The organism is Pseudomonas sp. 8209 (assembly GCF_028682105.1).
Taxonomy (GTDB): Bacteria; Pseudomonadota; Gammaproteobacteria; order Pseudomonadales; family Pseudomonadaceae; genus Aquipseudomonas; species Aquipseudomonas palmensis.
Map to the genome: position 1 here is coordinate 79,813 of NZ_JANIAH010000006.1, position 22,769 is coordinate 102,581.

Annotated in this window: 21 protein-coding genes; 7 read left to right on the top strand and 14 right to left on the bottom strand. The window is 65.9% G+C overall.

All coding sequences use genetic code 11. From position 1 onward, the window contains the following. Positions 1 to 22 precede the first annotated feature (22 nt). Entirely contained in the window at positions 23 to 541 is a 519-nt protein-coding gene (locus NP552_RS14340; protein ID WP_043860005.1) for a dihydrofolate reductase, read from the bottom strand. A 76-nt stretch (positions 542 to 617) separates the two neighbouring features. Here NP552_RS14340 and NP552_RS14345 point away from each other — a divergent pair, with 76 nt between their 5' ends. Both NP552_RS14345 and NP552_RS14350 read left to right on the top strand, forming a co-directional pair. After that, entirely contained in the window at positions 618 to 1,997 is a 1,380-nt protein-coding gene (locus NP552_RS14345; RefSeq protein ID WP_274096852.1) for a DUF2868 domain-containing protein, read from the top strand. Beyond that, positions 1,990 to 3,354, top strand: a complete 1,365-nt coding sequence (locus NP552_RS14350) for a DUF3482 domain-containing protein (RefSeq protein WP_058541772.1) — start codon at positions 1,990 to 1,992, stop codon at positions 3,352 to 3,354. Before NP552_RS14345 ends, NP552_RS14350 begins: the two co-directional genes overlap by 8 nt. Positions 3,355 to 3,432: 78 nt before the next feature. Here NP552_RS14350 and NP552_RS14355 read toward each other — a convergent pair whose 3' ends face one another. The 6 genes from NP552_RS14355 to NP552_RS14380 all read right to left on the bottom strand — a co-directional run bounded on the left by NP552_RS14355 (position 3,433) and on the right by NP552_RS14380 (position 11,860). After that, positions 3,433 to 4,548, bottom strand: coding sequence for a TIGR03364 family FAD-dependent oxidoreductase (locus NP552_RS14355; RefSeq protein WP_274096853.1), 1,116 nt, complete (start codon positions 4,546 to 4,548; stop codon positions 3,433 to 3,435). Between the two features lie 112 nt (positions 4,549 to 4,660). Next, entirely contained in the window at positions 4,661 to 5,686 is a 1,026-nt protein-coding gene (locus NP552_RS14360; RefSeq protein WP_054915526.1) for a putative 2-aminoethylphosphonate ABC transporter substrate-binding protein, read from the bottom strand. 57 nt (positions 5,687 to 5,743) lie between these two features. Continuing rightward, a complete protein-coding gene (locus tag NP552_RS14365; protein ID WP_274096854.1) occupies positions 5,744 to 7,444 on the bottom strand; it encodes a putative 2-aminoethylphosphonate ABC transporter permease subunit in 1,701 nt (566 codons plus the stop codon). A gap of 1 nt (position 7,445) precedes the next feature. Next, entirely contained in the window at positions 7,446 to 8,510 is a 1,065-nt protein-coding gene (locus NP552_RS14370; RefSeq protein ID WP_054915524.1) for a putative 2-aminoethylphosphonate ABC transporter ATP-binding protein, read from the bottom strand. A 180-nt stretch (positions 8,511 to 8,690) separates the two neighbouring features. Then, entirely contained in the window at positions 8,691 to 9,560 is an 870-nt protein-coding gene (locus tag NP552_RS14375) for a LysR family transcriptional regulator (RefSeq protein WP_043863456.1), read from the bottom strand. Between the two features lie 8 nt (positions 9,561 to 9,568). Then, a complete protein-coding gene (locus NP552_RS14380; protein WP_274096855.1) occupies positions 9,569 to 11,860 on the bottom strand; it encodes a heavy metal translocating P-type ATPase in 2,292 nt (763 codons plus the stop codon). A gap of 84 nt (positions 11,861 to 11,944) precedes the next feature. Between NP552_RS14380 and cadR the strand changes: the two genes are divergently transcribed. The 3 genes from cadR to NP552_RS14395 all read left to right on the top strand — a co-directional run bounded on the left by cadR (position 11,945) and on the right by NP552_RS14395 (position 13,355). Next, positions 11,945 to 12,388 (top strand): Cd(II)/Pb(II)-responsive transcriptional regulator, encoded by a 444-nt coding sequence (cadR, locus tag NP552_RS14385; protein WP_043863455.1) that lies wholly within the window; start codon positions 11,945 to 11,947, stop codon positions 12,386 to 12,388. Between the two features lie 420 nt (positions 12,389 to 12,808). After that, on the top strand, positions 12,809 to 13,087 hold the full coding sequence (locus NP552_RS14390) for a hypothetical protein (protein WP_058541768.1): 279 nt from the start codon (positions 12,809 to 12,811) through the stop codon (positions 13,085 to 13,087). Continuing rightward, a complete protein-coding gene (locus NP552_RS14395; protein ID WP_058541767.1) occupies positions 13,080 to 13,355 on the top strand; it encodes a DUF3077 domain-containing protein in 276 nt (91 codons plus the stop codon). Before NP552_RS14390 ends, NP552_RS14395 begins: the two co-directional genes overlap by 8 nt. Positions 13,356 to 13,486: 131 nt before the next feature. On the opposite strand, the gene NP552_RS14400 is transcribed toward NP552_RS14395, so the two are convergent. From NP552_RS14400 to NP552_RS14410, 3 genes are read right to left on the bottom strand one after another with little or no spacing between them, the layout of a single operon-like run. Further along, the gene (locus NP552_RS14400; protein WP_043863454.1) at positions 13,487 to 14,458 is read right to left on the bottom strand and encodes a thymidylate synthase; all 972 of its coding nucleotides are present in this window, start codon (positions 14,456 to 14,458) and stop codon (positions 13,487 to 13,489) included. A gap of 48 nt (positions 14,459 to 14,506) precedes the next feature. Next, positions 14,507 to 15,319, bottom strand: a complete 813-nt coding sequence (gene lgt, locus NP552_RS14405) for a prolipoprotein diacylglyceryl transferase (RefSeq protein WP_088514634.1) — start codon at positions 15,317 to 15,319, stop codon at positions 14,507 to 14,509. A 14-nt stretch (positions 15,320 to 15,333) separates the two neighbouring features. Continuing rightward, complete coding sequence (locus NP552_RS14410; RefSeq protein WP_043863452.1) at positions 15,334 to 16,116, bottom strand: sulfite exporter TauE/SafE family protein; 783 nt, start codon at positions 16,114 to 16,116, stop codon at positions 15,334 to 15,336. Between the two features lie 129 nt (positions 16,117 to 16,245). Here NP552_RS14410 and NP552_RS14415 point away from each other — a divergent pair, with 129 nt between their 5' ends. Beyond that, on the top strand, positions 16,246 to 16,992 hold the full coding sequence (locus NP552_RS14415; protein WP_054915521.1) for an NRDE family protein: 747 nt from the start codon (positions 16,246 to 16,248) through the stop codon (positions 16,990 to 16,992). A 110-nt stretch (positions 16,993 to 17,102) separates the two neighbouring features. On the opposite strand, the gene ptsP is transcribed toward NP552_RS14415, so the two are convergent. After that, complete coding sequence (gene ptsP / locus NP552_RS14420; protein WP_043863450.1) at positions 17,103 to 19,382, bottom strand: phosphoenolpyruvate--protein phosphotransferase; 2,280 nt, start codon at positions 19,380 to 19,382, stop codon at positions 17,103 to 17,105. 22 nt (positions 19,383 to 19,404) lie between these two features. After that, positions 19,405 to 19,884: an RNA pyrophosphohydrolase gene (locus tag NP552_RS14425; protein ID WP_043863449.1), complete on the bottom strand. Its 480-nt coding sequence runs from the start codon at positions 19,882 to 19,884 to the stop codon at positions 19,405 to 19,407. A 140-nt stretch (positions 19,885 to 20,024) separates the two neighbouring features. Here NP552_RS14425 and NP552_RS14430 point away from each other — a divergent pair, with 140 nt between their 5' ends. Further along, on the top strand, positions 20,025 to 20,681 hold the full coding sequence (locus tag NP552_RS14430) for an HAD family hydrolase (RefSeq protein WP_043863448.1): 657 nt from the start codon (positions 20,025 to 20,027) through the stop codon (positions 20,679 to 20,681). A 74-nt stretch (positions 20,682 to 20,755) separates the two neighbouring features. Here the strand turns inward: NP552_RS14430 and NP552_RS14435 are convergent, their stop codons facing one another. Both NP552_RS14435 and ilvA read right to left on the bottom strand, forming a co-directional pair. Continuing rightward, entirely contained in the window at positions 20,756 to 21,184 is a 429-nt protein-coding gene (locus NP552_RS14435) for a DUF2269 family protein (RefSeq protein ID WP_043863447.1), read from the bottom strand. Between the two features lie 40 nt (positions 21,185 to 21,224). Continuing rightward, positions 21,225 to 22,739, bottom strand: coding sequence for a threonine ammonia-lyase, biosynthetic (ilvA, locus tag NP552_RS14440; RefSeq protein ID WP_054915520.1), 1,515 nt, complete (start codon positions 22,737 to 22,739; stop codon positions 21,225 to 21,227). Positions 22,740 to 22,769 lie beyond the last annotated feature (30 nt).

Consider the following 22,769-nt stretch of genomic DNA (forward strand, 5'->3'; position numbering starts at 1 on the left):
GCCGGCCTTGCCGGCGAATGCATCAACGCCGCTCCCACACCTCGAAGTGATAAGCCGGCTTGTCCCCTTCAGCCGCATTGGCCTGGGTCGATTTCATCGCCCACTGCTGCGCATCCACCTCGGGGAACCACGCATCCCCCACCGGGCTGAGCTCGACCCGCGTCAGGTACAGCCGATCCGCCAGCCCGCGTTCCAGCGCCTGCCCGTACAGCTGCGCACCGCCGATCAGCATCAGCTCGTTCACGCCGTGCTCCAGCGCCCACTGCTCGGCCCGCACGATGGCCTCATCCAGCGAACCGAACACCTCGGCGCCCTCCAGCACCAGGCCCGGCTGACGGCTGACCACCAGGTTCAGACGCCCCGGCAAGGGGCGCCCCAGCGAATCCCAGGTCTTGCGACCCATGATGATCGGCTTGCCCAACGTGGTGGCCTTGAAATACTTGAAATCCCCCGGCAAATGCCAGGGCATGCTGTTGTCGATGCCGATGACGCGGTTCTCGGCGAGGGCCGCGATCAGGCTGAGAGGCAGTGATGTTTTCATGCCCGCGAGGATAGCAAAGCCCGCTGGCCGATGCGTGGGTTATGCTTTGGGCAGTTTTGATCAATGGAAGCTGGGTGTGACTGGACTGACTGACCTGGACAAACGCTGGCTCACCGAAGCCGTGCGCCTGCGTGAAGAACATGCCGGCGCGCTGGAAGACCAGGAAGCCAACCGCCGTGCGCGCCAGCAAGGCGGCGACCTGGCTGCACGCATCGAACACCGCGCCCTGTGGCTGGCCGAACGCGACGGCCTGCGCGCCGCGCTGGGGCGCTGGAAAGCCGGGGCGCGCCTGGCGCTGCTGGCCCTGCTGCTGCTCGCCGTGCTCAGCGGTGCCGGCCTGGCCTTCGCCGGGCTGGGCGACGGCCAGCGCCCGGTCAACGTGTTCTGGGCGCTGGGCAGCCTGCTGGGGCTTAACCTGCTGATGCTGCTGAGCTGGACTCTGGGCTTTGCCCTGGCCGGCGACCATGGCGCCAGCCTGGGGCGGCTGTGGCTATGGCTGAGCGAAAAGTTCGCCCGCGATGCCAAGGCCGCGCATCTGGCCCCAGCCCTGCTGGTACTGCTGCAACGCCAGCGCCTCAACCGCTGGCTGCTCGGCCTGCTGGTGCACGGCCTGTGGCTGCTGGCGCTGGCCAGCGCCCTGGTGGTGATGTTGATGCTGCTGGCCACCCGGCGTTATGGCTTTGTGTGGGAAACCACCATCCTCGACCCCGACACCTTTGTCGGCCTGACCCAGGCCCTCGGCACCCTGCCCGCGCTGCTGGGCTTCAGCGTGCCGGACGCGGCCATGATCCGCGCCAGCGGCGCCAGCCAACCGGCGCTGGAGCTGGCACGCCAGTCGTGGGCCGGCTGGATGCTCGGCGTGCTGGTGGTGTACGGCCTGCTGCCGCGGCTGGTGCTCGCGGCCCTGTGCCTGTGGCGCTGGCACAGCGGGCGCCGGCGCCTGGGCCTGGACCTCAACCTGCCCGGCTACAGCGCCCTGCGCGACGTGCTGATGCCCAGCAGCGAACGCCTGGGGGTCAACGACCCTGCCCCGCAGGCCTTGCCCGAAATCACCCGCAGCGAAGGCGACGCACCGGCCGAGGGCGCCTTGCTGGTGGGCCTGGAGCTCGACGACCAGCGCCCCTGGCCGCCCGCTCTGCCAGCCTCGGTGACCAACGCCGGTATCCTCGACAGCCGCGAATCACGCAACAGGCTGCTCGAACAGCTGAGCCGCTTCCCGCCCGCGCGCCTGGCCATCGCCTGCGACCCGCGCCGCTCGCCCGACCGGGGCAGCCTGACGCTGCTGGCCGAGCTTGCGCGCAGCGCCGGGGCCACGCGCATCTGGCTGTTGCAGGCGCCACCCGGCCAGGCACTGGACGCCGACCGCCTGGGCGACTGGCACCAGGCGCTGGAGCAACTGGGCCTGGCCTACGCCGACAGTGCCCCCCTCAACTGGCTGGAGCATGGCCATGACTAAGCCGTTGAAACTGGCCGTGGTCGGCCACACCAACGTCGGCAAGACCTCGCTGCTGCGCACGCTCACCCGCGACGTGGGTTTCGGCGAAGTCTCGCACCGCCCCAGCACCACCCGGCATGTGGAAGGCGCACGGCTGTCGGTGGAGGGCGAGCCGCTGCTGGAGCTGTACGACACCCCGGGCCTGGAGGATGCCATCGCGCTGCTCGATTACCTGGAGCGTCTCGATCGGCCCGGTGAGCGGCTGGACGGACCGGCGCGGGTCGAGCGTTTTCTGCAAGGCAACGAGGCGCGCCAGCGCTTCGAGCAGGAGGCCAAGGTGTTGCGCCAGCTGCTGGCCAGTGATGCCGGGCTGTACGTGATCGACGCCCGCGAGCCGGTGCTGGCCAAGTACCGGGATGAACTGGAAGTGCTGGCCGGTTGCGGCAAACCGCTGCTGCCGGTGCTCAACTTCGTGGCCAGCAACGAGCATCGCGAGCCGGACTGGCGCGAGGCCCTGGCACGCCTGGGGCTGCACGCACTGGTGCGCTTCGACAGCGTGGCCCCGCCGCAGGATGGCGAGCAGCGCCTGTACGAAAGCCTGGCCTTGCTGCTGGAGAATGCGCGCCCGGCCTTGCAGCGCCTTATCGATGACCAGCAGGCCCAGCGTGTGGCACGCCAGCACAGCGCCAAGCGCCTGATTGCCGAACTGCTGCTCGATTGCGCGGCGTGCCGGCGTAGCGTGATCGCCAGGCCGGAGGCCGAGGCAGCGGCGATCAGCGAGCTGCATCAGGTGATTCGCCAGCGTGAACAACGCTGCGTCGAGGCGCTGCTCAAGCTGTATGCGTTTCGCAAGGACGACGCCAACACCGGCGAGCTACCGCTGCTGGACGGGCGCTGGGGCGATGACCTGTTCAACCCCGAGACCCTGAAATTGCTGGGCGTGCGCCTGGGCAGCGGGGTTGCCGCGGGCGCGGCGGCCGGTGCCGGAGTCGACCTGCTGGTCGGCGGCATCACCCTGGGGGCGGCCGCACTGGCCGGGGCGATTGCCGGGGGTGCGCTGCAGACGGCACGCAGTTACGGTTCGCGGCTGATGGGCAAGCTGAAGGGCCAGCATGAACTGACGGTGGACGACGGGGTGCTGCGCTTGCTGGCGTTGCGTCAGCGTCAGTTGCTGGCAGCGCTGGAGGGGCGCGGGCATGCGGCGACAGCTCGCATCAAGCTCACGTTGCCCAGCGACAAGGGCTGGCGCGAGGGCAAGTTGCCGGAGGCGCTGAGCAAGGCGCGGGCGCACCCGCAGTGGTCGTCGATGAACCCAGGGGCCAAACTCGGCCAGGCGGAGCGGCAGGAGCAGATCGACAGTCTTGTGCAGGAGCTTTAAGGCCAATCGCGGGTCAAGCCCGCTCCCACAGAGAGTGTGCGATCCCTGTGGGAGCGGGCTTGACCCGCGATGGCGGTCTTAGATCAGACGTGCAATATGCCCCTCCGCCAACGCCGGCCCCACGCTCATCCCCACCCCGCTGTGCATCAGCGCCGCACTCACCCCCGGCGCTACCGCCAGCAGCGAAAACGGCCCCGGCCCACCCGAGCCGTACACCCCCTGCCAGCGCTCCAGCACCTCGATGCGCCCACCCAGCGCCTGCTCGGCCAGCTCGATCATCCAGTTGTCCACCTGCTCGGCATTGAACGGCGATGCATCGCTGCCATAGGCATGCGAATCGCCGATGATCAGCTCGCCATGGGGCGTCGGGCTGATCAACAGGTGAATGCCGTTTTCCAGCAGGTGCGGGCTGCCGGCCTGCACCTCGGCGCGCAGGGCCTGCGCCTGCGGCAGGTCGGCATACGCCCCGTAATGCAGGCAGCTCAACCCGGTCAGCAGCGAATGCTGCAGGTCCAGGCCGAAGCATGGCCGGGCGCGCAGCATCTGCAGGCGACATACCTGCGGCTGCAACTGCGCCATCGGCTCGGCGAGCAGCGTCTGGTAGTCGTGCCCGCTGCACACCACGATGTGCTCACCGCTGAAGCGACCAGCGGTGGTGGTCAGAAACCCCGGCTCCACCTCGCGCACCAGCGTGGAAAAGTGGAACTCGACGCCCAGTTGCTCGCGCAGGTAGTTGACCAGCGCAGGGATGGCCTCGCGCGAGTACACCTGCTGATCGTCCAGCCCACGCAGGGCGGCGCGATGATGGCGGAACTGGCCGTCGTACAGCGCATCGAGCGCGGCGCCCTGCAGCAGTTCGACCGGGTAGCCGTGCTCGAGTGCACGCCCGTTGCAGAAGGCTTCGAGCAGGTCTTGCTCCAGCGCGGTGCGGGCCAGCAGCAGCGAGCCGTTGCGCTTGAGCGCAAAGCCGGCGTGCTCGGCCCAGTGGGCCCAGATGCCGCGGCTGGCCTTGGCCAGTTCGAGCATCTGGCCGGGTGGCTGGCCGCTGACCAGGGCCTGGCCGAAGTTGCGAATGGAGGCGCCCAGCGGGGTGGCGCTGCGTTCGAACACCTTGACCCGCAGGCCGCGCCGGGCTGCGGCGTAGGCGTGGGACAGGCCGAGGATGCCGGCGCCGACGATGAGAAAATCTGACATGGGGGTTCCCTTCAGGATTGTGGTGCGGCCATCGCGGGTCAAGCCCGCTCCCACAAGGACGGCGATGATCCCTGTGGGAGCGGGCTTGACCCGCGATGAATGCGAAGCGGATTTACTGCTGCGCCACCTTCTCCGACTTGCCGTCATAGCGCTTGCGCCACTCGGCCAGAATGCTGTCGCGGTTCTTCGATGCCCAGCCGAAGTCGTTCTTGATCAGACGCTGCTCGTAATCGGCCGGCAACTCGGTCTGCGGCTTGGCAATGCCCGGCTGCGCCAGCACCGCGAAGTTCTCCTTGTACAGCTCCATCGCCGCCGGGCTCGCCGAGAAGTCGGCCAGGCGCTTGGCCGCGGCTTCATGCTGACTGCCCTTGATCAGCGCAGTGGCCTCGATCTCCCAGCCCAGGCCTTCCTTGGGCAGCACGATATCCAGCGGCGCGCCCTGGCGCTTGAGCTGCACCGCCGGGTACTCGAACGAGATGCCGATCGGGAACTCTCCCGCCGCCGCCAGCTTGCACGGCTTGGAACCGGAGTGAACGTACTGGCCGATGTTCTGGTGCAGCTCGTCCATGTACTGCCAGCCCTGCTTCTCGCCGAAGGTCTGCAGCCATGCGCTCACATCCAGAAAACCGGTGCCGGACGAGGCCGGGTTGGGCATCACGATCTTGCCCTTGTACTCGGGCTTGGTCAGGTCCTGCCAGCTCACCGGCTTGCTCAGCCCCTGCTTCTCGGCCTCGATGGTGTTGAAGCAGATGGTCGCCGCCCACACGTCCATGCCCACCCACGCCGGCGGGTTGGCCGCATCGCGGTAGTTGGCGCCGATCTTGTCCAGGTCCTTGGGGGCATAGGTCTGCAGCATGCCCTGCTGGTCGAGGATCGCCAGGCTCGACGCCGCCAGGCCCCACACCGCGTCGGCCTGCGGGCGATCCTTCTCGGCCAGCAGCTTGGCGGTGATGATGCCGGTGGAGTCACGCACCCACTTGATCTCGATATCCGGGTTGGCCTTTTCGAAGGCCTGCTTGTAGGTCTTGAGCTGTTCGGCCTCCAGCGCGGTGTACACGGTGAGCTGGGTGTCGGCGGCCTGGGCCTGCACGGTCACGGCAGCGAGCACGGCAGCGGCAAGAGCAAGTGGCTTGAACATGGTGCGGTTCCTTTGAGCAGTACAGGGTTGGAAGAACAATCAGTGGCCCTGCGCGCGCTAGCGCCAGGCCTGGGAGCGTTTGAGCAGGCCACGCGAGGCCCACGCCAGCAGCAGTGACACGCCGGCGCTGGTCAGCAGGATCAGGGTGGACATGGCGGCGGCACCGCCGACGTTGCCGGCATCGTCCATGTTCAGTACCGCCACCGCGGCCAGGATGGTGTCGGGGCTGTAGAGGAAGATGGCCGCCGACACGGTGGTCATCGCCGAGACGAACAGGTAGCGGATGATGTCCAGCAGCGCTGGCAGGCAGATCGGCACGGTAACCCGCGCAAAGTGGCGGTACAGCGGGGCCTTGAGCGACAGCGCGGCGGCCTCGAACTCGCTGTCGAGCTGGCGCAGTGCAGTGGTGGCGGTCATCTGCGCGGTGGTCAGGTAGTGCGCGATGGTGCACACCACCAGCAGCGTCATGCTGCCGTAGAACACATGCAGCGGGTTGCCCGGCAGGTTGAAGAAGAACACGTAGCCCAACCCCAGCACCAACCCCGGCACGGCCATCGGCACGAAGCTGAGCAGGCGCAGCAGCAGGTTGAGACGGCCTCTGGTCTTCTCCATCAGGTAGGCGCCGCTGAAGATCACCGCGCTGCCGATCAGGGCGGTGCCCAGCGCCATGGTGATGCTGTTGCGGTAGGCCAGCCAGCCGCCGCCGGCGGTGTCGTCGAACTGGTAGTGCTTGAGCGACAGCGACAGGTTGTAGGGCCAGAACTTGACCAGCGAGGAGTACACCGCCATGCCCACCACCAGCAGCAGAATGGCGCACACCAGCAGCACGATGGCCAGGAAGCACGCATCACGCCGGCGGCTGGGGGCCGGCTCGAACACCTGGGCGCGACCGCTCATGGCATCGCCCTGGCGCCGGCGCAGCCAGGCATCCACCGCAAAGCTGAGCAGCGCCGGCACCAGCAGCACCATGCCGATCAGTGCACCACGGCCGAACTGCTGCTGGCCCACCACCGCCTTGTAGGCTTCCAGCGCCAGCACCTGGTAGTCGCCACCCACCACCACCGGCACGCCGAAGTCGGTGATGGTGAGGGTGAACACCAGGCAGAACGCGGCGAACACGGCCTGGCGCGTGGCCGGCCAGGTGATGCTGGTGAACGCGCGGCGCGGCCCGGCGCCCATGCTGGAGGCCGCATCGAACAACCGTGCGTCGGCCAGCGACAGTGCCGAGAGCAGGATCATCAGCGCATGCGGGAAGGTGTAGATGGCCTCGCCCAGCACGATGCCCCAGAAGCCATAGATATTGTCGCTGAGCAGCCCGCGCAGCAGGCCCTGGTTACCGAACAGGTACACCAGCGCGATGGCCGGCAGCATCGAAGGCGCCAGCAGCGGCAGCAGCGAGATCCCGCGCCAGATGCGCTTGCCCGGAATCAGCGTGCGTTGCAGCGCATAGGCGAACAGGTAGGCGGTGGGCACCACGATGGCCGCCACGCTCAGCGCGACGGTGAGGCTGTTGCCCAGCAGCCAGTGGAAGTTGGCGCTGGCGAACAGTTCGCGGGCCGCGACCAGCCCGCCGCCCTGCCCGGCATCGCTGCTGAAGCCGCGCCAGAAGATCGCCAGCAACGGCAGCAGCACCGCGACGGTCAGCAGCACCAGCAACAGCCATTTGCCGCCGGTCACGAACAGGCGATCACCCAGCGCGACGCCGCCGGTGGTCTTGGCCTTCGCAGGTGCGATCGGCAGGCTCATCGGCGCGCCCATGTCAGGCAAACACCTGCAGGCTGCGCGGCGGCAAGGCCACCCAGATATCCTGCGAGCCCAGGCGCGGCATCGACTCGGGCGCCACCTCGGCGGTGAGTGCGTGGCCGGGCAGTTGGTTGAACTCGAAACTCATGCGGCAGCGATTGCCAAGGAAGGTGATTTCCCGCACGCGGGCCGGGAACAGGTTTTCTTCATGCACCGGCGGGTTGACGCTGATCGCCTCGGGGCGGCAGAACAACCGGCCACTGTTGGCCGCGCCCGCACCGGGGGCCAGGCGCAGGTTCATGTCACCTACCTGGGCATGGCTGTCGCTGCGCTGCTGGAATGGCAGCCAGTTGCCCTGGCCGACGAACTCGGCCACGAACGGCGTGGCCGGCTTGTCGTAGATGGCCTGCGGGGTGTCGTACTGTTCGACCTGGCCGTTGTTCATCACCGCGATGCGGTCGGCCATGAGCATGGCCTCGTCCTGGTTGTGGGTGACCATCAGGGTGGTGATGCCAAGTTGGCGTTGCAGCTGACGCAGCTCGCTGCACAGGTGGTCGCGCACGCGGGCATCGAGGGCCGACATGGGTTCGTCGAGCAGCAGCAAGGAGGGTGCCGGGGCGAGTGCGCGGGCCAGGGCCACACGTTGTTGCTGACCGCCGGAGAGCTGGCCGGGGTACTTCTTCTCGCTGCCGCGCAGGCCGACCAGGTCGAGCATGTCGGCCACGCGCTGACGGGATTCGTCGCGGCTGCTGGCGGTCAGGCCGTAGGCGATGTTGGCTTCGACGGTGAGGTTGGGGAACAGCGCGTAGGACTGGAACAGAATGCCGTAGTCGCGGGCCTGGGGCGGCAGCTCGGAAATGTCGCGGTCACCGATGTAGAGGGTGCCGCGGTCCTGGCGTTCGAGCCCGGCGATGCAGCGCAGCAGGGTGGTCTTGCCGCAGCCGGAGGGGCCGAGCAGGCACACCAGTTCGCCGGCGACGATGTCCAGGGACACGTCGTGCAGCGCGGTGAAGGCGCCGAAGCGTTTGTGGATGCCGCGCACTTTCATCTGTGCGCCGGGGGTTGCGAGTGCGTTGTTCATGCCGGGACCTCACTGAACGAGTGAGGGCCATGCTAGGCGGGCAATGCGAAGGTTCTGTGGCGGTGGGGCAAAAGCGGGTGATAGTGGTATAGGCAGATTTTGTAGGGCTGCTGCGCAGCCCATCGCGGGTCAAGCCCGCTCCCACAACGATCTTGTGGGAGCGGGCTTGACCCGCGATGGCTATGGACCAGACGCCGATACTTCCTGGGCCAGGCCGAGAAAGGCAGCAGGCAACCGCGCCTGGCGCCGTTCCTTGAGGCAGTACAGGTACTCATGCATCACCGGCGCACCCTCCAGCGCCAGCACCTTAAGCTCCGGGTTATGCGGCACCTCGTGGCGGGCGATGATGCTGATGCCGATGTTGCGCAGCACCGCCTCGCGGATCGATTCGCGGCTGCCGATCTCCAGCAGCGAGCCTACCTTCACCCCCGCCTCGTCGAGCATCTGCTCGGTGAGCCGGCGCGTGGTCGAGCCCTGTTCGCGCATCAGCAGGCAATGCCCGCCCAGCGCACTCAGCGGCACCGCCTCACGCGAGGCCAGGGGGTGGTTGCGGTGCACTGCCACCACCAGCGGGTCGACGCCCAGTACCCGCCGCACCAGCCGCGCATCCTCCACCAGCTGTGACGAGGCGGCCATGTCCACGCGGTAATCCTCCAGCCACTCCAGCACCTGCTGCGAGTTGCCGATCTCCACCGACAGCTCCACCTGCGGCAGGCGCTCGCGGAAGATCTTCACCAGGTCGAGAATGTAGTACGGCGCGGTGGCCGCAATGCGCAGGCCGCCCTGCCCCTGGCCGCTGTTGCGCAGGAAGAACTCGATATCCGACTCCTGCTGCATCAGCGCCTTGACCATCGGCATCAGCCGCGTGCCGTCGTCGCTCAGGGTCAGGCGGCGACCGCCGCGAAAGAACAGCTCGACCCCGTACTGGGCCTCCAGGTTGCGGATCTGCGTGGTCACCGTCGGCTGGCTGAGCCCGAGTTTCTTCGCCGCCAGGGTAATGCTGCCCAGGCGGGCCACCATGTAGAACGCCTTCAACTCGGAACTCAACATACCGCCTCTTACTTTCTGAGCAGGCGCAAGCCGTTGAATACCACCAGCAAGCTCACGCCCATGTCGGCGAACACCGCCATCCACAAGGTCGCCATGCCGGTGAAGGTGATCGCCAGGAAGATCGCCTTGATGCCCAGGGCCAGAACGATGTTCTGCACCAGGATCGCCGCGCTTTGCCGCGAGAGCCTGACGAACGCCGGGATTTTGCGCAAGTCGTCATCCATCAGTGCCACGTCTGCGGTTTCGATGGCGGTGTCGGTACCGGCCGCCGCCATGGCAAACCCGATCTCGGCGCGCGCCAGCGCCGGGGCATCGTTGATGCCGTCGCCGACCATGCCGACCCGATGGCCCTGGGCGTACAGGTCTTCGATGGCCTTGAGCTTGTCGGCCGGCAGCAGGTTGCCGCGAGCCTCATCGATGCCCACCTGCGCGGCGATGGCCTCGGCGGTGTGCGGATTGTCGCCGGTGAGCATGACGGTCTTGATACCCAGTGCATGCAACTGCGCAATCGCCTCGCGGCTGCTTTCCTTGACCGTATCGGCCACGGCGAACAGCGCCAGCGGGCCGGAGGCGTCGAGCAGCAGCACCACGGTCTTGCCCTGGCGCTCCAGCTCATCGAGCCGGGCTTCCAGTTCGGGCGAGCACAGGCCCAGTTCCTCGACCAGGCGATGGTTGCCCAGGTGGTACAGCACGCCGTCGATCCTGCCGCCCACGCCACGGCCCATCAGGGCCTGAAACTCGCTGACCTCGGCCAGCGGCTTATCGGCGTACTGCTGTGCGATGGCCATCGACACCGGGTGATCGGAACGAGCGCCCAGGCTCGCGGCGATGTGCTGGGCGCGGTCTTCGAAGCGCGCATCGAGCACGCGGTAGTCGGTTTGCACCGGTTTGCCGTGGGTGATGGTGCCGGTCTTGTCCAGCGCCAGGAAGCTGAGCTTGCGCCCGCCCTCCAGGTACACGCCGCCCTTGATCAGGATGCCCTTGCGCGCTGCTGCGGCCAGGCCGCTGACGATGGTCACCGGGGTCGAGATCACCAGCGCGCACGGGCACGCCACCACCAGCAGCACCAGCGCACGGTAGATCCAGTCGAACCACAGGCCGCCGAAGAACAGGGGTGCCACCACGGCCACCGCCAGTGCCAGCACGAACACCACCGGGGTGTAGATGCGCGAGAACTGGTCGACGAAGCGCTGGGTCGGGGCACGGGCGCCCTGGGCTTGCTCCACGGCCTTGATGATGCGGGCCAGGGTCGACTGGCCGGCGGCGGCGGTCACGCGGTACTCCAGCGCACCGGACTGGTTGATGGTGCCGGCGAACACCTTGTCGCCGGGGCCCTTCTCCACCGGCAGACTTTCGCCGGTGATCGGCGCCTGGTCGATGCTGGACTGGCCTTGCAGCACTTCGCCGTCCAGGCCGATACGTTCGCCTGGGCGCACGCGCACGGTGGCGCCAAGGGCCACCTGGCGCACGTCGACCTCCTGCCATTGGCCGTCGGCCTGGCGCACGGTGGCCAGGTCCGGGGCCAGTTGCATCAGGCCGCCGATGGCGTTGCGTGCACGGTCCAGCGAGCGCGCCTCGATCAGTTCGGCCAGGGTGAACAGCACCATCACCATGGCCGCTTCCGGCCACTGGCCGATCAGCACGGCGCCGGTCACGGCGATGCTCATCAGTGCGTTGATGTTCAGGTTGCGGTTCTTCAGGGCAATCCAGCCCTTCTTGTAGGTGCCCAGGCCGCAGCCGAGGATGGCCGCCAGCGCCAGCAGGGCCACGGCCCATTCCGGGGCGGCATTGGTGAAGTGGACGATCTCGGCGGCGAGTGCGGCGACACCGGACAGCGCCAGCGGCCACCAGGGTTTCTTCGGCGCAGCCCCTGCGTCGCTGCCGGCCTCGCCCGCATCGTCGAGCGGTTCGGCGTGCATGCCCAGCGAGGTGATCGCCTGCTCGATGCCGAGGGTGTCGGGGTGGGTATGCGTGACGCCGAGAATACGGTTGATCAGGTTGAATTCCAGCTGCTCGACGCCGTCGAGCTTGCCCAGCTTGTTCTGGATCAGGGTCTGCTCGGTCGGGCAGTCCATGGCCTCGATCCGGAAGCGGCTCAGCCGCGCATCGCTGCTGGTGGTTTCACGCAGCTGCACCAGGGCCGGTGTGGCGGCGCCGGAGCAGCAGCTGCCGTGGGCAGGCGCGGCAGGCGCGGGGCTGGCGTGGTCGTGGTCCGCGTGGTCGTGGGCATGATCGTGGCTATGTTCATGCTTGTGATCGTGCGCGTGGCCGACGTGGTCGGGGCTGACAGGCTGGTTCATGTGGTTCATCCCTAAAGGTCCTGTTGCCAAGTGAACACCCTGTAGCCACTATAGGGTCAAGCAACCAACCGAGGTATTTTGCAGATGAAGATCGGAGAGCTGGCCAGGGCCACCGACTGCCCGGTGGAAACCATTCGCTACTACGAGCGTGAAAGCCTCTTGCCAGAGCCTGCGCGCAGCGAGGGCAACTACCGGCTGTATACCCAGGCGCACGTGGAGCGGCTGACCTTCATCCGCAACTGCCGCACGTTGGACATGACCCTGGAAGAGATCCGCAGCCTGCTGCGCCTGCGCGACAGCCCGGAGGACCAGTGCGAAAGCGTGAATGCGCTGATCGACGAGCATATCCAGCACGTGAAGGCGCGCATCGACGGGTTGGTGGCGTTGCAGGGGCAGTTGCTGGAGTTGCGCCAGCATTGCCGGGCGCAGGAAACGCAGTGCTCGATCCTGCAGCATCTGGAGGTGAACGGTGCGGTGACAGCCCCGGAGGCGGAGCATTCGCATGTGGGGCGCAGTCATGGGCACTGACTGAGAGCCCTTTCGCCAGCAAGGCTGGCTCCTACAGGGGATCGCGGTGATCCTTGTAGGAGCCAGCCTTGCTGGCGAAGCGGTATGGCGCGCTTATACGGCCATCCTTCGTCTGCGATCACATGGGTCAAAAAATTTCCAGTCTAAATGCTTTCAGAACTATCCTACGCAAGCTGCCACCCTTTCTCCGTTGCTGAGAAGGCACATCAAGGCTAGTTTTCCCTAGTCGTCGATTTGGCGACCGGGTGTGAGAGCCCGTCCTTGACCTGATGGCAGCTTTGTCATGGCAGCTGTGCGCGGGCAGACTTTGGTCTGGCCGGGTTCCTAGGTCTCCGGTCTCTCACCCCGCGTACGGCTGCCACCCTACATCCTGTGAGAGGGATTGGGCGGTAGCTCCTGAGTGAACCTAGGAGTTACGCCATGAAAAAGATCGTCCCCGATCCGCCTGTTCTACACCCATTCACCAGCCCCTACTTCTCCATCCACAGCGACCTCGTTACCGCTGACTCCCTTGCCTTCGCTAGCGAATTGATGCGCGGCATCCATGAAACCACCAATGAATTCTGTAGAACCCACGCCAATGATCCAAGCCACAGTATGCTGCTGAGTGTGCTGCATTCGGCCGAGATGGCTAAAGCGTTGGTAGAGCATGCACTAGCCAACCTGCTAACTCTGGAACAAGGATTTCTGCATGAGTAACGGCCCGCAAGCTGGCACAGGCGAGACGATAGGTGCCGCGACGTTCATTCGAAGCCAAAACCCACCTACAGAGCTGTTCCGAATCGTCCCCGGCATCCCCTGCGATTACGCACTGGAGCAGGCTTCGATCATGCTCGGCTGCGTGCACAAGCTCATTCTGAACGGTGTGATGGATGACGATGGCGCAGCGGTGTGGGCAGCTTATTACCTCAGCGGGTTCGCCAAGGCGCTGATCGATGATGCGGAGTTGGGGATGAAGCAGGCGTAACGGCGCATTGTGCGCCAAGGCTACAAACTGGACGTTAATTGACAGCCCTTTCGCCAGCAAGGCTGGCTCCTACAGGAGATCGCGGTGATCCTTGTAGGAGCCAGCCTTGCTGGCGAAGCGGTATGGCGCGCTTAAACCGCCATCGGCGCCGTCATCGGCGCATGGTGCTCGTAGCCTTCCAGGCTGAAGTCGCTCGGTTCGATCTTCTCCAGCCACTCAGGCTCGTACACACCCGTCTTGGCATACTCCGGCACACGGTCGGAGATCACCAGCTTCGGCGCCGCCAGCGGCTCGCGCTTGAGCTGTTCGGTGAGCATGTCCAGGTGGTTCTCGTACACGTGCGCATCACCGATGAAGTAGGTGAACCAGCGCGGCGTGTAGCCGGTCAGGCGGCCCACCAGCGACAGCAGCGCGGCGCCTTCGGTGAGGTTGAACGGCGTGCCCAGGCCCAGGTCGTTGGAGCGGATGTAGAGGGTCAGGGAAATCTCCTTGGTCTCCACGTTCGGGTGAAACTGATAAAGCAGGTGGCACGGCGGCAACGCCATCTCGTCCAGCTGCGCACAGTTCCAGCCATGGAACAGGATGCGGCGGCTGCCCGGGTCGTTGTGGATGGTGTCGATGCACTGGCGAATCTGGTCGATGGCCTTGTACAGCACCACGAACGCCTCGCCCTCTTCTTCTGCCTCGGCAATCTTCACGAAGCCATTGCTCTGCGCCAGCTCGATGGCCGCCGGGTTGCTCAGCGGGATGCGCTTGTAGGCCGGCCACTGGCGCCATTGCACGCCGTAGATCTCGCCCAGGTCGTCATGCCCCTGGCGGAACGGGTTGGCCAGCCACTGGGCGTTCTCGTTGGCGTTCTGGTCCCAGACCTTGCAGCCCAGTTCACGGAATTCGCCGGCGTTCTTCACGCCACGCAGAAAGCCCACCATTTCGCCGATCGCCGACTTGAACGCCAGACGGCGGGTGGTGATGGCCGGGAAACCCTTCTGCAGGTCGAAACGCAGCATGGCGCCCGGCAAGCTGATGGTGCGCACGCCGGTACGGTTGCCCTGCAGGGTGCCGTTCTCGATCACATCACGCACCAGCTCTAGATATTGCTTCATGTCTTACCTGTCTCGATACCGGCAGGGGCCAGGCCCCTGCCGGGAAAATTAAAGCGCGGCGCCCTTGGCACTCGGCGCGCGGCGGTAGGCCAGCCAGATCAGCGCGATACCGGCGACGATCATCGGCACGCACAGCACCTGCCCCATGGTCAGCCAGCCGAAGGCCAGGTAACCCAGCTGCGCATCCGGCACCCGCACGAACTCGACGATGAAGCGGAAGATGCCGTAGAACAGCGCGAACATCCCGGAAACCGCCATGGTCGGGCGCGGTTTACGCGAGTACAGCCACAGAATCAGGAATAGTGCCACACCTTCCAGGGCGAACTGGTACAGCTGCGACGGGTGACGCGGCAATTGCGCCGGGTCGCTGAACGGCGGGAACACCATGGCCCACGGCACGTCGGTGGCCTTGCCCCACAGCTCGGCGTTGATGAAGTTGCCAATGCGCCCGGCACCCAGGCCGATTGGCACCAGCGGCGCAACGAAGTCCATCAGCTCGAAGAACGACTTGTTGTTGCGCTTGCCGAACCACAGCGCCGCCAGCATCACGCCGATGAAGCCGCCATGGAACGACATACCGCCCTTCCACACCTCGAAGATCAGCGTCGGGTTGGCCAGGTACGCGCTCAGGTCATAGAACAGCACGTAGCCCAGGCGCCCGCCGACGATCACGCCCATGGACAGCCAGAACACCAGGTCGGAGAGTTTCTCGCGGCTCCAGGTGGGGTCGAAGCGGTGCAGCCGGCGCGACGCCAGCAGCCACGCGCCGCCGATGCCGATCAGGTACATCAGGCCGTACCAGTGGATTTTCAGCGGCCCGATGGCCAGTGCCACGGGATCGATCTGCGGGTAAGGCAGCATGGTGACTCCTCTCGTTAAAGCAAAAAGCTCAGGCCTACACAGAACAGCAGTGCGGCGAACAGCCGCTTGAGCAGGCGTGGCGACAGTTTATGCGCCAGGCGCGCACCGAAACGGGCAAAGAACATGCTGGTCAGGGCAATCCCGAGCAGCGCCGGCAAATACACGAAGCCCAGGCTGTTGGGCGGCAGGTGCGCCTCGTCCCAGCCCAGCACGATGAAACTCAGGGCACTGGCCACCGCAATCGGGAAACCACAGGCCGAGGACGTGGCCACCGCCTGCTGCATGGGCAGGCTGCGCCAGGTCAGGAAGGGCACGGTGAGCGAGCCGCCGCCGATGCCGAAGATCGCCGAGGCCCAGCCCACCACGCCGCCGGCGGCGGTCAGGCCAAGCTTGCCGGGTACGCCGCGGCTGGCCTTGGGCTTGAGGTCCAGGGCCATCTGCACGGCCACCAGCAGGGCGAACACGCCGATGATCTTCTGCAGGTGCGGGCCCTGGATCAGCGAGGCGGTCTTGGCCCCTACCCCGGCGCCGAGCAGGATGCCCACGGTCATCCACACGAAGATCGGCCACTGCACCGCGCCACGGCGGTGGTGCTCGAGGATGGCGTTGACCGAGGTGAAGACAATGGTCGCCAGCGACGTGCCGACTGCCAGGTGGGTCAGCACCGAGGCGTCGAAGCCCTGCAGGGTGAAGCTCAGTACCAGCACTGGCACGATGATGATGCCGCCGCCCACGCCGAACAGCCCGGCCAGTACACCTGCACAGGCGCCCAGCACCAGATAGATCACAAATTCCATTGTCGACCCCCAAAATCAGTTCGGCATGGTAACGGAAGGTGGGCCTGTGGCTCTAGTGAAGACACGTTTAGTCGATGGATAGCGAACGCCAGTGTGGGTAGAGTGGCTGAAAACACTGGGAGCGAACCTATGTGTCTGATTGCTTTTGCATGGCGCCCGGGGCATGCCCGGCCGCTGATCGTCGCGGCCAACCGTGACGAGTTCTATGCCCGCCCCAGCCAGGCGCTGGGGGCGTGGGAGGATGCGCCCGGGGTGTATGCCGGACGTGACCTGGAGGCTGGCGGCAGCTGGCTGGGGGTCGGACCGGGCGGGCGCTTTGCGGCGCTGACCAATATTCGGGACCCGCAGCAGGCGCAGGGTGCGCGCTCGCGCGGCGAGCTGGTGGCGGGGTTTCTGCGCGGCGAGCTGGGGGTTGAGGCTTACCTGGACCATGTGGCCAGCCGCAGCAGCCAGTATTCGGGATTCAACCTGCTGGTAGGGGACGCCGGGCAGTTGGGGTACCTGAATGCGCAGGAGGCGGCGCCGGTGCTGCTGGGCGAGGGGGTGTACGGCTTGTCGAATGCCGGGCTGGATACGCCGTGGCCGAAACTGCTGAAGATGCGGGCTGCGCTCGAAGACCAGCTGCAGGACCCGCGACCACAGCGGCTGCTGGCGTTGCTGGGGGATGAGCAGCAGGCCGAAGAGGCCGAGCTGCCGCAGACCGGTGTGGGGCTGGCGACCGAGCGGTTGCTGTCAAGCGTGTTCATTGCCAGCCAGAACTACGGGACGCGGGCGAGTACGGTGTTGATTGTCGAGGCGGATGGAAGCAGGTTGATGGTGGAGCGCAGCTTCGGGCCGTTTGGGGGGCAGTTGGGCGAGGTCACCCTGCAGGTTTGACGCTTTCGCGGGCCAAGCCCGCTCCCACAGATACAGCACAAGCATCAAGACCGGTGAGATCCCTGTGGGAGCGGGCTTGACCCGCGAAGGGCCGCGAAGCGGCCCCGGCTTCACAGGGTCTTGGAAGCCCCAGGATTGATCATCCGCGACAGCCCCAGGTTCTTCAGCGCCAGTTGCAGCGAGCTGTGGATAACCTGCGGGTTATCGATACCCATCGCCTGCTCCAGCAATTCCCTGGATTTGCTCATGCTGATCTGACGCAGCATCCATTTCACTTTCGGCAGGTTGGTGGCGTTCATCGACAGGCTGTCGAAGCCCATGGCCATCAGCAGCACCGCCGCTGCCGGGTCGCCAGCCATCTCGCCACAGATGCTCACCGGCTTGCCCTCGGCATGCGCCGCGGTCACCACGTGCTGCAAGGCCTGCAGCACCGCAGGGTGCAGGTAGTCATAGAGGTCGGCCACCCGCGGGTTGTTGCGGTCGACCGCCAGCAGGTACTGGGTCAGGTCGTTGGACCCCACCGACAGGAAGTCGACCATGCGCGCCAGCTCGCGGGTCTGGTAGACCGCCGCCGGAATCTCGATCATGACCCCCACAGGCGGCATCGGCACGTCGGTGCCTTCGTCGCGCACCTCGCCCCAGGCGCGGTGGATCAGGTGCAATGCCTCTTCCAGTTCGTGTATCCCGGAGATCATCGGCAGCAGGATGCGCAGGTTGTTCAGGCCTTCGCTGGCCTTGAGCATGGCGCGGGTCTGCACCAGGAAGATCTCCGGGTGGTCCAGCGTCACGCGGATACCGCGCCAACCCAGGAATGGGTTGTCCTCCTTGATCGGGAAGTACGACAGCGCCTTGTCACCCCCGATGTCCAGGCTGCGCATGGTCACCGGCAACGGGTGGAAGGCCGCCAGTTGCTCGCGATAGATCGCCAGCTGCTCCTTTTCGCTGGGGAAGCGTTGGTTGATCATGAACGGCACTTCGGTACGGTACAGCCCCACCCCTTCGGCGCCGCGCTGCTGCGCCCGCGCCACGTCGGCCAGCAGCCCGGTGTTGACCCACAGCGGCATGCGGTAGCCATCGAGCGTCTCGCACGGCAGTTCGCGCAGGGCGTCCAGGCCCTGGGCCAGCTGGCGCTCCTCCTCGACCACTTCGGTGTAGTGCTTGCGCAGCACTTCGCTGGGGTTGGTGTAGACGTCGCCCTTGTAGCCGTCGACGATCATCTGGATGCCGTCGACCTTCGAATACGGCAGGTCGACCAGGCCCATCACCGTGGGGATGCCCATGGCACGCGCCAGGATCGCGACGTGGGAGTTGCCCGAGCCGAGTACCGACACCAGCCCCACCAGCTTGCCTTCGGGTACTTCACCGAGCATGGCCGGGGTCAGCTCTTCGCTGATCAGGATGGTGTTGTCGGGGTACACCAGGGTCAGCTGGCGGGCTTCCTGCAGGTAGGCCAGCAGGCGCCGGCCCAGGTCTTTGACATCGGAGGCGCGCTCGCGCAGGTAGGCGTCGTCCATCAGCTCGAAGCGGTTGACGTGCTCGCCCACCACCTGGCGCAAGGCGCCCTGGGCCCACTGGCCGGTCTTGATGACCTCCACCACCTCGCCGCCCAGGGCGACGTCTTCGAGCATCATCAGGTACACGTCGAACAGCGCACGCTCTTCGGGGCGCAGCTGGGTGGCGAGCTTGGCCGAGAGGTTGCGCATGTCGCTGCGCACGCCTTCGAGGGCGTTGTTGAACAGTTTGAGTTCGGCGTCGATGTCGGTGACGGTCTTGTCCGGCACCACGTCCAGGTCGGCCGGCGGCAGCATCACCACCGCCGTACCCACCGCCGCGCCCGGCGAGCCCGGCACGCCGACGAACTTGGCTTCCTGGATACCCTTGCCCTGGCGCCCCAGGCCGCGAATCGAGCCGGTGGCCTCGGCATGGGCGATAACCCCGGCCAACTGCGCACTCATGGTGACCAGGAAGGCTTCTTCGCCCTCGTCGAACTGGCGACGTTCCTTCTGCTGGATGACCAGCACGCCCACCACGCGGCGGTGGTGGATGATGGGTGCACCGAGGAAGGAGGCAAAGCGCTCTTCGCCGGTTTCGGCAAAGTAGCGATAACGCGGGTGATCGGCGGCGTTTTCCAGGTTCAGCGGTTCTTCGCGGGTACCCACCAGGCCCACCAGGCCTTCGTTGGGGGCCATGCTGACCTTGCCGATGGAGCGCTTGTTCAGGCCCTCGGTGGCCATCAGCACGAAGCGGTTGCTCTCCGGGTCGAGCAGGTAGACGGAACACACCTGGCTGCCCATGGCTTCTTTGACGCGTAACACAATGATCCCCAACGCCGTCTTGAGATCCTTGGCGGAGTTAACTTCCTGGACGATCTTGCGCAGCGTATTGAGCATGGCTCGGGGTCGAACTCCGTCGTCAGTCGCGCGCCAGCAGGCGCGGGGCAAGCTCTTTGAGAGCGCGGCGGTAAACCTCGCGCTTGAATGTCACCACCTGGCCCAACGGATACCAATAGCTGACCCAGCGCCACCCATCGAATTCCGGTTTACCGGTCAAATCCATCCGCACCCGCTGCTCGTTGGACACCAGGCGCAGGAGGAACCATTTCTGTTTCTGGCCGATGCACAGCGGTTGGCTGTGGGTACGCACCAGGCGTTGGGGTAAACGATAACGCAACCAGCCACGGGTGCAGGCAAGAATTTCAACATCCTGCCGCTCCAGGCCCACTTCTTCATTCAGCTCGCGGTACAGGGCGTCTTCCGGCGTTTCCTCGGGGTTGATCCCGCCTTGTGGAAACTGCCAGGCATCCTGGTTGATCCGTCGAGCCCATAGCACCTGCCCGAGATCATTGGTCAGAATGATCCCGACATTGGGGCGAAAACCATCGGGGTCGATCACGGCAGCAACCTCGCAAACGCATGTCGCCGCATTGTTCCACAAAGCTTGCAACGCCAGCAACGCGCCGCTCCACCTTATGTGCATAGCAGATAAAAGTACGTATTCTGTGGGCCTTTTCAGATGTTATGCGAGTGACTTCGATGCGCCTGGCTTTATTCGATCTGGACAACACGCTTCTGGGTGGCGACAGCGACCACGCCTGGGGCGATTACCTGTGCGAACGCGGGATTCTCGACCCCATCGCCTACAAGAACCGCAACGATGCGTTCTACCAGGACTACCTGGCCGGCAAGCTGGACCAGGGCGCGTACCTTGAATTCACCCTGGAGATCCTGGCCAGGACCGAAATGGCGCAACTCGACGAATGGCACCGCGACTTCATGCGCGACTGCGTCGAGCCGATCATCCTGCCCCAGGCCCTGGCGCTGCTGCAAAAGCACCGTGACGCAGGCGACAAGCTGGTGATCATCACCGCCACCAACCGCTTCATCACCGGCCCGATTGCCCAGCGCCTGGGCGTGGAGACCCTGCTGGCCACCGAGTGCGAGATGGTCGACGGTCGCTACAGCGGGCGCAGCATCGACGTGCCGTGCTTCCGTGAAGGCAAGGTGACGCGCCTGAACCGCTGGCTCGAAGAGAATGGCTTGAACCTGGACGACAGCTACTTCTATAGCGACTCGATCAACGACCTGCCGCTGCTGGAGCAGGTGGCCAACCCGGTGGCGGTGAACCCGGACCCGACCCTGCGTGCCGAAGCCGAGAAACGCGGCTGGCCGGTGATCAGCCTGCGCGATTGAGGTGTGACCATTCGCCGGCAAGGCCGGCTCCTACAGCGCAACGGGTGTAGGAGCCGGCCTTGCCGGCGAAGGCATCAGACGGGTTTTGCACCCATCAGCCCGGCAATCGCGATGAAGCACACGGCGCAGAACACCGCCAGGCCCAGCGTCACCTTCGGGTTGCCTGCGCCCGGCGCCGTGCGCAGCCGGTTAAGGCGCACACTCAGCCAGAACCAGCAGAACGCCCCCACCGTATAGATCAGGCTGGAGCCCAGCACCCAGGTCTGCCCCAATGGCCAGCCGATCAGGTGCACCAGCCACCAGCCACTGAACGGCATGCTCACCAGGCATACGCCCATCAGCAACCATACGAACAGCAAAGGCCGCTGCAACAGGCGCGTGTGCGCAGTCACGTCACCCTTGCGTCGTGCCAGCCAGACCCACAGCGCCAGGCCCAGGGCACTGCCCAGCAGCACGACCGTGGCCAGTACGTGGGCGATTTTCAGGCTTGTCAGCAATTCCATGTCTTCTTATTCCTCAGGCGTTGCCCAACAGCGTAGCCGTTCAGCCCAGAAACAGCCGGTACGCCGGGTTGTCGGTTTCATCCCAGTACGGGTAGCCGATCTTGGCCAGTGCCGCCGGCACCAGGTGGCGCTCATCATCCGGCACCTGCAGCCCGGCCACCACGCGACCATCGGCCGCGCCATGGTTGCGGTAGTGGAACATCGAGATGTTCCAGCGCCCACCCAGCTTGTTGAGGAAGTTGAACAGCGCCCCCGGCCGCTCCGGGAACTCGAAGCGCAGCACCAGCTCGTCGCTGACCCGCGCAGCGTGCCCGCCCACCATGTGGCGGATGTGCAGCTTGGCCAGCTCGTTGTCGGTCAGGTCCAGCACCGGAAAACCCTGCGCGGTCAGGCTGTGCAGCAGGGCACTGCGCGGGTCGGTGTCGGGGTGGGTTTGCACCCCGACAAAGATGTGCGCCTCGCCGTCGGCGTGGTAGCGGTAGTTGAATTCGGTGATCTGGCGCTTGCCGATGGCCTCGCAGAACGCCTTGAAGCTGCCCGGCTGTTCGGGGATGGTCACTGCGATGATCGCCTCGCGGCCCTCGCCCAGTTCGGCGCGCTCGGCCACATGGCGCAGGCGGTCGAAGTTCACGTTGGCACCGGAGTCGATGGCCACCAGGGTCTGCCCGGTCACACCTCGCAGCTCAACGTACTTCTTGATGCCGGCAACGCCCAGCGCGCCGGCAGGTTCGGTGATCGAGCGGGTATCGTCGTAGATGTCCTTGATGGCCGCGCAGATCTCGTCGGTGCTGACGGTGATCACCTCGTCCACATGATCCTTGCAGATGTCGAAGGTGTGCTGGCCGATCTGCGCCACCGCCACGCCATCGGCGAACAGGCCCACCTGCGGCAGCACCACGCGCTCGCCGGCGGCCATGGCGGCCTGCAGGCAGTTGGAGTCGTCCGGCTCGACACCGATCACCTTGATCTCGGGGCGCAGGTATTTGACGTAGGCTGCAATGCCGGCGATCAGGCCGCCGCCGCCCACCGGCACGAAGATCGCGTCCAGCGGCCCGGGGTGCTGGCGCAGGATCTCCATGGCCACGGTGCCCTGCCCGGCGATGGTGTGCGGGTCGTCATAGGGGTGGATATAGACGAAGCCCTTTTCGTCCACCAGCTTGAGCGAGTAGGCCAGCGCCTCGGGGAACGAATCGCCATGCAGCACCACCTTGGCGCCCCGCGAGCGCACGCCTTCGACCTTGATCTCGGGGGTGGTCTTGGGCATCACGATGGTGGCCTTGATCCCCAGTTCACGGGCGGCCAGCGCCAGGCCCTGGGCATGGTTGCCGGCCGAGGCGGTGACCACGCCCCGCGCCAGTTCCTCGGCGCTCAACTGCGCCAGCTTGTTGTAGGCGCCGCGGATCTTGAACGAGAACACCGGCTGCAGGTCTTCGCGCTTGAGCAGCACGTGGTTGCCCAGGCGCTTGCTGAGCTGGCCGGCCGGTTGCAGCGGGGTTTCGACGGCGACGTCATAGACGCGCGAGGTGAGGATCTTCTTGACGTACTGTTCGAGCATCGGGAACGCATCACTGGGCAGCTGGGCGGG